The organism is uncultured Duncaniella sp., assembly GCF_910578445.1.
Lineage (GTDB): Bacteria > Bacteroidota > Bacteroidia > Bacteroidales > Muribaculaceae > Duncaniella.
The window spans coordinates 57,084-70,216 of sequence record NZ_CAJTQC010000015.1; the positions used below are offsets into that span (position 1 = coordinate 57,084).

At 50.5% G+C, this 13,133-nt stretch carries 6 protein-coding genes; 1 reads left to right on the forward strand and 5 read right to left on the reverse strand.

Translation table 11 applies throughout. The annotated features are described in order from the left end of the window. Positions 1-12: 12 nt before the first annotated feature. From QZ311_RS07690 to QZ311_RS07710, 5 genes are all read right to left on the reverse strand, one after another. Positions 13-3,354, reverse strand: a complete 3,342-nt coding sequence (locus tag QZ311_RS07690; RefSeq protein WP_297066270.1) for a SusC/RagA family TonB-linked outer membrane protein — start codon at positions 3,352-3,354, stop codon at positions 13-15. A gap of 36 nt (positions 3,355-3,390) precedes the next feature. Next, positions 3,391-4,707, reverse strand: a complete 1,317-nt coding sequence (locus tag QZ311_RS07695; protein WP_297066274.1) for a histidine-type phosphatase — start codon at positions 4,705-4,707, stop codon at positions 3,391-3,393. Between the two features lie 364 nt (positions 4,708-5,071). Beyond that, the gene (locus tag QZ311_RS07700) at positions 5,072-6,493 is read right to left on the reverse strand and encodes a glycoside hydrolase family 28 protein (RefSeq protein WP_297066277.1); all 1,422 of its coding nucleotides are present in this window, start codon (positions 6,491-6,493) and stop codon (positions 5,072-5,074) included. A 26-nt stretch (positions 6,494-6,519) separates the two neighbouring features. Continuing rightward, positions 6,520-8,268 carry a hypothetical protein gene (locus QZ311_RS07705; RefSeq protein ID WP_297066280.1) on the reverse strand — a complete coding sequence of 583 codons (1,749 nt, stop codon included), beginning with the start codon at positions 8,266-8,268 and terminating at the stop codon, positions 6,520-6,522. Positions 8,269-8,315: 47 nt separating this feature from the next. Further along, positions 8,316-11,306: a tetratricopeptide repeat protein gene (locus tag QZ311_RS07710; RefSeq protein ID WP_297066283.1), complete on the reverse strand. Its 2,991-nt coding sequence runs from the start codon at positions 11,304-11,306 to the stop codon at positions 8,316-8,318. Between the two features lie 207 nt (positions 11,307-11,513). Between QZ311_RS07710 and QZ311_RS07715 the strand changes: the two genes are divergently transcribed. Next, positions 11,514-12,812, forward strand: a complete 1,299-nt coding sequence (locus QZ311_RS07715) for an acetylxylan esterase (protein ID WP_366141274.1) — start codon at positions 11,514-11,516, stop codon at positions 12,810-12,812. Positions 12,813-13,133 lie beyond the last annotated feature (321 nt).

Here is a 13,133-nt window from a genome sequence, read left to right on the forward strand (position 1 = left end):
TTTGTGTGGGGTTTAGAAACGAGCTGTGATCTCGAAAGAATATACGCGTGATGGAACGAAGTAGTCGCCCTGACCACCACTGTTGTTGTAAGTGGGGTTCATGCCCTGCATTTTGGTGAAGAGCTTCACGTTGTCGATAGAGAGACCTGCGCTGAGACCACGGAGGCTGAGCGGAGCCACCCACTTGCGTGGAATGTCGTAGGTGATGTTGAGGTTCTTGAACGCGAGATAGTTGCTTGAGATGAGGAAGCGGTCGCTGGTCGCGTTGTTGTTGTTGGCATTGATGGTGTTGATCTGCGGACGGATGCCACGGTTGATGCGGTTTGCGTCGTTTTCACCGATACCGGCAGCCATGTCAGGAGTCCAAGAGTTGCTGATGGCATCTTCGTGGAGTGATTTGCCGGCACTGGGGCTGAGCATGCTGCTGTAGACGGTGTTGAGGGTCTTGCCACCGAGGCGATAGGTGAAGAGGGCGCTCACGGAGAGACCTTTCCAGTTGAGGTTAGTTCCGAATGAACCGTAGACGGTGGGGAGTGAAGTGCCACGGAAATGCTTGGATGCGAACGAGGTGCTGGTTGTGTAGTATCTGTCGCCTATCTTGACCAGTGCGTTACCGGCTTTTGCATTCTCAAGGTTTGAGTCCCATTTGTTCTGATCGAACCTCCATACGCCTGTGCTCTTTCCATTTTCGTCTAAGTCAGTCTCGAACTGATGTGAATCCTGATTGATTTCATAGAGCGACTGGCCTGTCAGCATGTCGACACCTGCCCATTTGTAAGTATAATATTCATAGCGGCTCTTGCCTTCGACGAGTGCGCGGGGTGAGTTCCAGAGGTTGCCTGCGGGGAGTTTGGTGATTTTGTTTCTGATGAATGTTGCGTCGGCATGAGCTGACCATTTGAAATCCTTGGTGCGTATGATTTCTCCGCTGACCATGATTTCCCAGCCTGTGTTTCTCATGTTGCCGATGTTCTGCCACTGTGACATGGAAGAACCTCCGCCGTCTGTTCCGTTTGACGGGGTCTGGGGAACATTGAAGAGAAGATCGGCGTTCACGCGTGAGAAGAAGCCGACAGAAGCGTTGAGACGGCTGTTGAAGAAATAGCCTTCGAGGGCGAGGTCAAGAGTTTTGGTCGACTCCCAGCGGATGTTCTTGTTGCCAAGTGTGGAGGGGAATACCGAAGGATTTCCGTCGAGTGTATAGCTGTATTTTGACCAGAGGTCGTAGGTCGGGTAGTAGTTGCTGGTGTAGTCGTTACCTGCAGTACCGTAGGCTGCGCGGAGCTTGAGGTTATTGAGCCATGTTACGTCCTTAAGGAATTTCTCCTTGCTGATGATCCAACTTGCGCCGACGCTCCAGAATGTACCCCAACGGTTGTCCTTTGAGAACTTGCTTGATGCGTCGCGAGAGATGCTTGCCTCTAAGAAGTACTGGTTGTTCCAGTTGTAGCGCGCACGGCCCATGAATGTCTCGGTGCGGTAGCGGTAGGCGTGAGCACCGGTTCCTTCGTTCTCGGTGAAGTTTGTCAGATAGTAGTTGTCGGGGAAGAGCTGGTTTTTATTCTTTACATATGTATAGGTGTAGTAGCGGCTGTAGCTTTCGTGGTTGAGCATGGCGTCGATGTGGTGTGCGCCATAGTCGTGTGACCATGTGAGATATTGCTGGAGGTTGGTGGTCTCACGCTTGTAGAAGTATTTGGTAAGACGTCCGAAACCCTGAGCAGAGCCGATGAGTGTGCTGTCGTAGGTAGTGTCTTCCTCACGGTAGCGGTTCATAGTGCCACGCACGGTGAACTCGAAGTTGTAGGGAAGGTAGATGGTAGCGAAAGCGTTGCCGTCGACAGAGATACGTTCGTAGTCCTGTGAGTTGGCGCGGAGGATATAAGCCTTGTTGCTGGTGAAAGCTGAATAGCCGTCCATTGTGTTCCAGATAGGATTGCCGTTTTCATCGCGGAGCACTTCGCCGGTAGCCCAGTCATGGGCATAGTATGGGAGACCGGGTGCGAGTCCTTGGTATGACATCGCGTTTGAAGTCGACGAAAGGTTGTCGGAATCAAACTGGGGCTGGTTCGATTCGATTTCAGAGGCGGTGAGACCTACACCAACCTTGAGATATTTTGTGGGACGGAACTCAGTGTTGAGGCGGGCATTCCAGCGCTCGAAGTCGGTCTTGAGGAGGTAACCTTTTTCCTTGACATAGCCGAGAGAGGCGTAAGCGCTGAATCTTTCGGTAGCACCTGTTGCGCTGACGTTATATTCCTGACGGTGGCCGTTGCGCGAGATAGCATCCCACCAGTCGGTGTCGTTGTAGCAGGAGAGGGGATTGAGAATGACCTTGCCGTTCTCGTCAAAGACTTTCTCGCCACCGTCGGTCACGCTTCCGTCTGTGCCAGTGCCGTAGAGATTGAGCACGCCTGCTTCGGAGAAGAAGTTGCCGATGGTTTCCTCCATGGCTGACGCGTAGGTGTATTTATCGGGGGCTGAAGTAACCTTGCCGTTTGAGATGGCCTGTAGCATTGCCTCGTTCCAGCGGTTGTAGCCGAGACGACGGTATTCCGGAAGTGCGCGCTGATAGATACCCTGACGGATTTTGGCGGTCACTTCGACGTTGCCGGCGTTTTTAGCTTTCTTGGTGGTGATGAGGACAACACCGTTAGCACCCTTTGCACCGTAGAGTGCGCAGGAGGCAGCGTCCTTGAGCACCGAGATGCTTTCGACATCGTTGGGGTTGATATCGTTGTATTCACCGCTCCACACGATACCGTCGACTACGTAGAGTGGAGAAGTAGTACCGTTGATTGAGTTGATGCCGCGGATAAGTATTGAAGGAGATGAACCGGGTGTGCCGGTAGAACCGTTGACTTGTACACCGGGAGCCATACCTTCGAGGGCTGAGGTCACGGAGGTGACAGGGCGACGCTGGATTTCTTTGTCGCTTATGACGGCAACCGAGCCGGTGAGTGATTCCTTGGACGCAGTACCATAGGCGACAACGACGACTTCGTCAAGAGCCTTGATGTCTTCCTTCATTGTGATGTTGATTACGGAGCGTTCGCCTACAGTGACGCTCTGGGTCATGTAGCCGATGTAGGAAAACTCGATTACCGAACCTTTAGCAGCCTTGATCGAATATTTTCCGTCAATGTCAGTTGCCATTCCGGTCGACGTGCCTTTTACGATAACAGACACGCCCGGTATCGGGTCGCCGGATTCGTCAATTACAGTACCCGTTATGTTACGGGTCTGCGCAAGTGCACTGATTGCCCAGAGTGCGCAGACAATAAGGAGTAGAGGTCGGGCGATGGATTTTATCCCCCCCGATTTGTTAATGATAGTTAAAACTCCGTTTGCCATAATGATAAATAATGATATGGTTATTATTGTATGGGATTATTCCTTGAATTTTGTCGAGAATCCGTCAAGTTTCGACATATAGTAGTCGCGCAGGTCTTTCCACTTATAATATGGTCCGCTGACAGGTTTGACAGGGAGTGTGGCCTCTGCTTCGTTCAGCATGACTTTGACAAGAACTTCGTCGGGGGTGAATTTAGGATTCTTTTCAGGACGGTAGAATATCATCTGGATATTGCTACCCATGGGGAAGATTTCGTAGTTGCGCCATTGCGATGCAAGTGTCTCAAGGTCGGTGAGGTCGACTGCGCTGTTGTTGAGTTCCATCAGGATTGTGAGCGGAAGCACGATTGATTCGTGGCCGAAGCGGAGGTTGGCGCTCAGGCGGGGTGAAACCATGGCGGTGTCGGCCGATTCGATGAAGTTGCGCAGCAAGACGCGCTGGTTGTAGGGGACGCGGTTGTTTGTGAGCGAAGTGTTTCCTGCTGTGATGTACCACGAGGCATTGTGGGAGAGCCATTCGTTCTGGAGTTCTTCTTCAGTGAAGAGGTCGTAGAGGTCGGGCTGGTCGTCGTGGCTCTGTGCATTGACTGTGATGTCGAACACGTCGCCGAACACTTTCTTTTCGTCAAGGCTGTCGGCCACGAATTTCTGGTCATTGAATATCTTGGAGAGGAATGCCGAGTGGTCTGCACGTCGGTCGGCATATTCGTCGGCGAAATGGTCGGCCTTGCGGGCGAGTTTCTTTGCAATCGTATCAGTGCTGTTGTAGGCAAGGATTTTCTGTGTGGTGCGCGATGCGTCGCATGTGACGATGAGTTCAGGGCATATTTTCTGTAGTTCGGCAATTTCGTTTGCCATTGAGAGTATGCACCGTATTATCACGGTGGATTTAGCGTCGACATGTGTTCCCGGGACAAAGATTTCAGGGAAGTTTTCGGTCATCCGTCGGGCTATTTCGCGGTGTTGGCGGTGGCCGAGAGGAGTGAGCTCGCCCACACGTCCTTTTGAAGCTGCCTGTATCTCTTTGAGTTGTTTGAGGAGGAGCTGGCCACGTGGAGTGAGCTTGCCGTATGCGGCGGCTTTTTCAAGATTTTCAACCGGGCGGTCGTAGGCAGCATCTTTGAGAAGCCATCGGCTGCCATGACGGCCATAGTGTTCCATGTGGAACGGTACATAGCCTTTGGGGGCTTTTGTCAGTTCTGGGATACCGTATGCCGGACGAGGATATGCCAGATACTGGCTTCCTGCCTGATACTTATCTGCTTTTCCTTCATAATTTTTAGAATCCGCTGTGGAGGGCGCAAATAGCTGTCCAACTAAAAGCAGACTTCCTACAATTAAACGATACAGCATCTTCATGGATTTAAAGTAAGAAAATAATAAGAATGATTGATGATATGCTTTGATGTGCAAATGTATGAAAAAATTTATAAAAAGTGACAATTGTTAAGAAAAATATCATTAAAAATGTAAATTATTGTAGTTTTTATAGCATAAAGCTAAAGAATATTCGTGTATTAACTAATTTTAATTAATTCGCCACGTATATTTTTATACAAAAAAAAGCATCTGAAAGTGTCCCATTTCACTCAGAATGTCAGCTTGGTCACTGAAATTCTAAAAATGGACATCTTCCGGATGCCGTTATAATATGTATTAGAAACTTTTGGCGGATTACAATAATTGAATTATTGAATTTTCACAATCCGTCGTCAGTTCACTGTTGCTTTTCGTCTTTTATCAATTTTACATTCGTGAGCTTTACTTCTGCTGTCGCGCTGTCAATCTCGGTCGCGGTCTTGGTGTAGACAAATGTACAATCGGTGACGGTGATGTCGTGTACGCAGTTCTGACCTTGAAGCCCAGAGGCGGCAATTGCGGTTGTCGCTCCACGGCATATCACATCTGAGATATGTATGTCGGTGAACTCGGGAACTTTTTCCATCTTTTTCGGAGTCACTACGTCGGATTCCTTAAATCCGGCCGGGCGGTCGGCATAGTCACACTGAAATGAAATCGCTGCCGACAGGATGTCGGTCATTATGATTCCGCTGATGTATATGTCGCCGGTCTTTCCGCCACGTCCGACTCCGCTTTTGAAACGGAGGCCTATATCAGTTCCCGAGAAAGTGCAGTCGCGGACTACGATGCGGTTCATTCCGCAGACATCTTCGCTGCCGATGACAAATCCGCCGTGGGCGTGATAGACAATGTTGTCCTGAATCAATATGTCCTCGCATCCGTTGACAAGGGCGTTGTTTTTGAAATCGCCGCTTTTCATGCAGATGCCGTCGTCGCCTGCGTCTACTATACAATTGACAACGAGGGCCTGATGGCAGTCACTGAGGTCGATAGCGTCGCCGTTCTGAGCATTCCAAGGACATCTCACGGTGATTCCGTCGATGATGAGGTTACGGCTGTTGAACGGGTGGACATGGAATTTCGGCGCATTCTGGAATGTCACGCCTGACAGAAGGATGTTTTCGCAGTTGTTGATGCGGAAGATGTCGTTGCGCTTCTTCTCCTGTTTTTCAGGTGTTTCGGCGATGTCGGCATAGCCCGATTTCAGTTCCCAAGGATACCACAGAGAGCCGTTCTGACGTTCGACTCCACCCATGTTCTTGAACCGTCGCCATTCGACGTCGCTGACTTTCATGCGTTTTACCGGACGCCACTGAGCGCCGTTTCCGTCAATAGTGCCTTCGCCGGTTATCGAAATGTTCCGTGCGCGCTGCGCGCTGATACAGGCGCGGACTCGTCCGGCTTTCGGGTTGGGGTCGATATACAGCTCCTTGTCGGGAGAAAAGTATATGACTGCGTTGCGTTCAAGATGCAGGTCGATATTGCTTTTCAGTTCTAACGGGCCGGTAAGCCAGATGCCCTGAGGGAATACGATGTGTCCGCCGCCGTCGGCCGAGAGTCTGTCGATAGCGTTCTGGATGGCCTCAGTGCCGAGGGTGACACCGTCGTCTTTTGCTCCGAAGTCTCTGATGTCGACAGTGCGTGAAGGAATCGAGAATTCCTCGACCGGTTTAACTTCGACAGGCAGGTTTTTATAATAATCGCTGTAAATCGTGCGTGCCATTGCCGAGATGGTCAGCATCGAAAGTGTGAGGAAGAGACAGATTTGCTTTTTCATTTAATATTTAATAGGTGTGTCTGATTTTAGAATTTCAATGCCGCTCCTATCATGCCGTTGATGCCCTGTGATGTGCGCATGCCGATGTAGCGGTAGCGTCGGTTCATGAGATTCCCTCCACGTGCGAACACTGAGAACCGTTCGGTAAATGTGTAGGTCGCCCCAAGCGAGAGGTCTGAGACGCAGCCGAGAGATGTGGCTTCGGGGAGATAAATATCGAAAAGTCCGCCCGGGTTGCTCGGTGCAAATCCGTAGATGCGACGCCCTGCACGGAATTCCCAGCCGAGAGTCACTGACAATGGCTTGAACGGGCGCACGCCAAGCTCGGCGTTGAATACGTGGCGGGCTCTGTCGCGCCATTCATAGAGTGAGTGGTCATAGTCGTTAGGTGCGGTCTCGTAGGAGGCACGGACGGAGAATATGTCGCGGTAGTCGTAGCCGATTGCCGCTCCTGCATGCCATGCGGTGAGTGTGGTGCTCTCGAAGACTCCGAATCCCGGATAGGAGGCAGAGGCGATCGGCATCAGCCAGTTGCTGGCCTTTGCATATCCTCCGAAGATTTCAAGGTAAGCCCCGAAAAATGGTCCGACACTCATGCGTGCGTCAAGTGCGTAGGGGATATGCGACGGCTTGTAGGCCATGAATGGCGAGAGGTAGGGCGATACGTCGTAGAGCTCGCTTACAGGATTGATGTATGAACCGCCCTTGATTTTGGCCTCGAAGCCGAACACTTGTGACGGAGTCCATGCAAATGCCACTTCGGGTGCGACATGGAAGGTCTTGTCATTGTTGGTCGAGATGTTGAGTTTTGCACCGATTGTGGCGGAGATTGTCGGCGACTGGAGAGAATAGTAGGGCGTTATGGCGAAAATGCCGGTTGTCCCTTTGTCTGAGAGGGCAAGGTTTTCAATCGACCGGTAGGGATAAGTGGGTCTGTCGTGCAGCCCTGTGTTGAGGAAGTCGGCATCGATGTCGAGATTCAGGGCTGAGTTTTCGCTAAACGGGAGTGATGCGCCCAACGTCGCGCCAAACAGGTTCTGACGGACGGTCTTGCCTGTGACATTTGAGTCGAAATCCTGAAGGAGCGCCCCGGCGTCGCTCAGATGGTAGAAACCGAAATGGCGGTAGCGGATGGCAGCCCCAAAGTCAAGGCCTGAGTTCTTTGATGAAAATGCCATGTCGGCATTTACGCGGCTTGTGTTCTGCCCGAAATGGTCTGCGCCGAGATATGGGATGGTGTGATGACCGAATTCATAGTTGATTCCGGCTGTGAGTGCCGAATTCTGTCTGATTTTCTGATGCAGGTCAAGACCGATGGCCGCCGTGTGGTCGTTCCATGTCGTGTTGCCGTTGCCGTCGAGGTTGGCAGACGAATAGATGTCGCCGCAGTATTGGCTCCAGATATTGAGGTGTGACCTTTCGGTATCGATGATGCGGTAGCCCGCTGAAAAGTCAGAGATGAATTTCGGCACGCCGAGTCCGAGGCTTACATAGCCTCTGTAGGGCGATGTGCTCAACTTGTCGCCGAAGGCCAGAGGCGCGAGGGTAGGAGAGGTGTCGGACAGGCGAGAGGTCACGACGCGGTCGCTGAACGGAAGCTGCGAGTTAGAAATAGACGGCAGGTGTAGGGTAGGCAGAATATTGATGCGGGAGGCATCGCGTTTTATCGGGTCGATTTTCTGGTCGACGTTGATTTCTTTATGCAGCCCCTGAGCAGATGCGCCGGCTGAGATGATGGTCAGTCCGAGGGCGAGACATGCAAATTTTTTATTCATGATGGTTGATGATGCGTAGGGTAGTGGTTGAAGGAATGATTTGAGATTTAGAGGCGTGAATCAATCATCTGGAAGATGTCGGCCTCAGTGCCGGGATAGTTCGATTTGAGAGATTTGAGATATTCGTCGGCCTCGAATTTCTTGCCCTGTTTACGGAGGATGTCGCTGTAGAGAATGAATCCTCTGGCAAGCCAGTATTGGTGGGGGGTGTCCGATGAAATCAATTTGTCGGCGATTTCCTCGGCTTCCTTCAGCATTCCACGTTCAAACATGGAGTTTCCGAGATAATATGCGCTCTTTGCTCCAAATATGTCAGAAGTATTTGAGGCAAGTTCTTTCCAGTCTTTGTAGGCTGCGTCGTAGTTGCCGAGGTTGTTGTTGGCCATTGCGCGCATGAATCGTATCTCGTTTGTGTTGGTAGAGGTGTTGGCGGCCGTGGTCGCGAGAATCTTGTCGGCGGTTGCGACTACGTCGTCGTCCTTTCCGAGATCGGCTGCCGTACGCAGAAGTCCCAGACGTGCTTCGCGGAGCATATTTGCTCCGGATGCGCGTTTTTCGAGTTCCTCATATGTCGAATAGGCGATGTCGGTCTTTCCGAGCGAGCTTTCGGCTGCGGCTTTTATGAGCATGGCATCTTCGGCCACACTTGCATCGGGATGTTTCTGCAGCACCTGAACGGCATAGCCCTGCGCTTCTGCCGGATTTCCTGAATTCCATGCAGCGTCTGCGAGATAGTAAAGGGCATGTGCGCGGTCTGCTCCGGCGGGGTAGTCGTTGATGTATGAGTTGAGCTTGGATGTCGAGCCTGAATTCACGTAATCGTTTTCAGCAGCCTGAAACGCGAGTTTTTCAAGCTCGGATGTCTCATAGCGTGGAGCGTTGGGGACGGAATTGATGAATGCGACAAACGAGGATATGTTGCCGTCGGCTGCATAAATCTGCTTGAGGTCGTCGGCTGCAATGCGTGCTTCCTCACTCGTCGGGAAGGATGATATGACTTTTTTGTAAGTGTCGATTCCTTTGTCGCGTTCGCCACGGTTGATATAGGTTATGGCAAGCTGGAGATAGCCGTTTCGTCCCGGGGCGGTGTTGGAGTATTGGTCTACGAGCTGCCGGTAGGTTGCGATTGCCTTGTCGGTAGAACCTATGGCCGACTGGCTCTCGGCTTTTTCAAGAAGTGCGGATGGAATGAGGCCCGATGAAGGGAAGCGGGTAATCAGCTTGTCGATGTCGCTGATTTTGCCTGAGTAGTCTTTGCGCAGACCTTTCATGATGGCCAGCTGATAGAGAGCGTAGTCGCCGGCCGAAGGGTTCAGGTCGTAGGACTTCGCATAGTTTTCGGCTGCAGTGTTGAAGTCTGAGAGATAATAGTTGCAGTCGGCCATGCGGTTGTAGCTGTCTGAAAGAAGATTTGACGGCAGTCCGGTGTTGTCGGCTTTAAGAAGTGAGATAGCGTCGCGGAAGTTTGTGAGCGCGTCGGAATAACGCTCCTGATTGAAGCGCGTGTAACCGAGGTCGTAGTATGCGAGCGCGCGGTTGCCGAAATCCGATTTAGGTGTCGAGGCGATGAAGTCCTTATAGCAGATTGCGGCTTCGTCGTAGCTGCCTCTGGTGAAGTAGCAGTCACCGAGCCACAGGTCGCATTGACGTGACAGCGATGAATCGCCCGATTTGATGTTTTTGGCTTGTGTCAGATGGGTGATTGCCTGCGAAATTTTGCCGGCGGTGTATTCGCGAGAGCCGAGGACGAGGAGGACACGCTGTTTTGTCTTCTGGAGTTCGGCGGATGGATTGGGCATCTTGTCGAGGGCTTCGAGTGCGTTTTCATAATCGTTGTCGCTCATGTAGCCGTTGACTATGTAGCGCTGTATGTCGGCGCTATAGCGTGAATCGGGATATTCCTTCAGGAAGTTTTCGAGAAGCGAAACCGAATTGCCGAACGGTGTGCGTCCGCCATCCATACGGGCCACCGCATAGTTATAGAATGCTGTTTCCCGGACATCGCGGTTGAAATCCATCCGATAGGCATTTTCAAATGCCATCAGTGCGGAGTTGTTGTCGCCGCGTTTGAGATAGGCCTGTCCGAGGAACAGATATGCGCTCTGGCCCATCGCTGATGTCGAATTGGCTGATTGCTGGAGAAGCTTGACGGCAGCGTCGTAGTCGCCGCGGCGGAATTCATCCATGCCGAGAATGTAGAACGCTGAAGGTTCGGGCGCGGTGGCCTCGGCGCAATATTTCCATAGATAAGGGAGCGATTCAGCTTCGTTGCCGAGATTATAGAGCGATTCGCCGGCGATGCGGTTGCATTCAGGTGTGAATTGAGGGACAGTTCCGTCGGCTATCAGTTTTTTCGACAGTTCGAGAGCGCGTGTGTAGTCCTGCTGGATGAATGCAATCTGGGCTTCATAATATGGAGCGGCGTTTCCCGGCTCATTGGCGGTGTCGACCGAGCGGAAATATTGCAGGGCTAAAGGATAGTCTTTTTCGGCATAAGCGAGGTAGCCGAGATAGAAGCGTGCTGCGTTTCCGTATTTAGGATTGCTTTGGAGGCTGCGGAACATGCTTGCTGCTGTCGAATTCTCGCTCAGAAGCATATAAGAGTATGCCGAGCGGTAAGTCATATCGTCGCATCGGTCCGGGTTAAGCGCTATCGGATTGACCATCGAGTATTCCTGTATGGCCTGTCCGTAGTCGCCTCGCGTGAAGTGATAGTCACCTATCGACATCATGACATCGGCCCGACGCGGTGACACCGGATATTGCTCAAGAAATTGTCGGAACAGGTCGATTGCTCTGTCTTCACCCATGCCTTGCGATGCACGGCCGAGATAATATAATGCCTCCTCTGACTGTGAGGATGAGGGGTTAAGCTGTGAGATATGTGTCAGTTGGTCGATGCAACCGCTGAAGTTGCGGTCATCAAACATATGGATTCCTCTTTCGAGATATCCCCGTGCGTCAGGCTTGTTGTATTGGGCGTGAGAAGCTCCGGCTGCCATGCAGCACAATGCAGTGAATATGAATTGTCGTTTCATAAAAAATGTTGAAATCTCCCTGTGGTGATACTTGTCCGCAAAATTACGACCTTTTAATTGAAAAATGTCTTTCAGGGGTGCTGAAAACTCTGTTTTAAGAATATTTAATAGCAAGATGTCGGGCAGATGTGCGATAAAAAAACTAAATTTGTACTAATTTGCCAATGCTTAAATCCCAATTATAACTTAAATAATAAAAATGCCATGATGCAAATTAGAATTACCACCTTAATTATATTGTGGGCTTTTATAGGACTTGTTTCGCGGGCCGAAAACTATCCTTCGCGCAGCGATTTTCTGTGGGTTACAAATCCGGATCATCCTGACTGGGTGTATGAAGTGGGTGACAGCGCCGTGATATCTGTAGAGCTTTACAGATATGGAATCCCGGTCAATGATATGGAAGTGAAATATAAATTAGGTGATGACATGTTGCCTGACGATACTGAAGGTGTGCTCAGACTGGTGAATGGAAAGGCTGAAATCAATATCGGAACAATGTCAAAACCCGGATTCAGGGATCTCCGTCTTGTCGCGTCGGTTGATGGGCATAAGTCGCTTCATCATGTGAAGGTAGGTTTTTCGCCTGAAAAGCTTGTCCCGTTTGTCAAAGAACCTTCGGATTTTGTGGAATTCTGGAAAAAAGCAGTTGATGAGGATAAGAAATTTCCACTTATGTATAGCGTAGAGCCTGTTGAAAAATATACAACGGACAAAATGACATGTCAGCTCGTAAGGTTACAGATCACACCTAAAGGTAAGTCGATGTATGGTTATTTGTTTATCCCTAAAGGCGACGGTCGCTATCCGGCTGTCCTGACCCCTCCGGGAGCAGGCGTGAAGACCATAAAAGACCCGATGATCCACCGTTATTACGGCGAGGGTGGCATGATACGGCTTGAAACAGAGATTCACGGTCTGCATCCTGAATTGTCAGAGGCGGAATTTGCGGCTGAGCGCAAGGTCAGAGGCGACTATCTTAAATTCGGACTTGAAAATCCGGATGAATATTATATGAAAGACGTGTATCTCGGTTGCCGGAGGTTTCTTGACCTTCTGACTTCGCTTCCTGAATGGGACGGAAAGAACCTTTTCACGCAAGGTGGCTCGCAGGGCGGGGCTCTCGCAATCACGACTGCCATGCTTGATGACAGAGTCAACGGATGTGTGGCGAATCATCCTGCCTTGAGTGACATGACCGGCTATCTTGGCGACAAGACCGGTGGATATCCCCATCATTTCCGAAAAAATCCCGAAGAGGCTACTCCTGACAAGATACGTACGCTTGAATATTATGATGTGGTTAATTTTGCCCGCCATCTCAAGTGTCCTGTGAGAATGACGTGGGGCTACAATGATAATACTTGTCCTCCCACTACGAGCTATGAAGTGTATAATGTCATATCTTCTCCCAAAGAAGCGTTGCTTACACCGATTAACGAGCATTGGACCACAGTCCCCACGGAGCGTGGCCACTATGAATGGATAAAGGCTCACTGCAAATAATATCTTTTATTACCCCGCCTGCGATGACTGGTCGTTGAAGGCGGGGTAAATTTTGAAAATATTGGTGTCGAACTTAATAGGTCTGAAAATAAGAGCGTTATCTGTAGTTTGAGGGCTTTGTTGAAATAAAAATGAAAAATTTATTGCAAAAAAGTGCGAAAATATTTGGTGGTTTAAAATATTCTCCCTAATTTTGCATCGCTTTTGAGAGCTAAACGCTCTACAAAACGCAAGAGTACAATAACTTGTTGCCTCTTTAGCTCAGTTGGCCAGAGCACGTGATTTGTAATCTCGGGGTCGTTGGTTCGAATCCGACAAGAG

Bases quoted from the DNA above. Each gene is read 5' to 3' on its own strand.
- QZ311_RS07715 (WP_366141274.1), top strand. From the start codon at position 11,514: ATGCAAATTAGAATTACCACCTTAATTATATTGTGGGCTTTTATAGGA.
- QZ311_RS07710 (WP_297066283.1), bottom strand. From the start codon at position 11,306: ATGAAACGACAATTCATATTCACTGCATTGTGCTGCATGGCAGCCGGA.
- QZ311_RS07700 (WP_297066277.1), bottom strand. From the start codon at position 6,493: ATGAAAAAGCAAATCTGTCTCTTCCTCACACTTTCGATGCTGACCATC.
- QZ311_RS07705 (WP_297066280.1), bottom strand. From the start codon at position 8,268: ATGAATAAAAAATTTGCATGTCTCGCCCTCGGACTGACCATCATCTCA.
- QZ311_RS07695 (WP_297066274.1), bottom strand. From the start codon at position 4,707: ATGCTGTATCGTTTAATTGTAGGAAGTCTGCTTTTAGTTGGACAGCTA.
- QZ311_RS07690 (WP_297066270.1), bottom strand. From the start codon at position 3,354: ATGGCAAACGGAGTTTTAACTATCATTAACAAATCGGGGGGGATAAAA.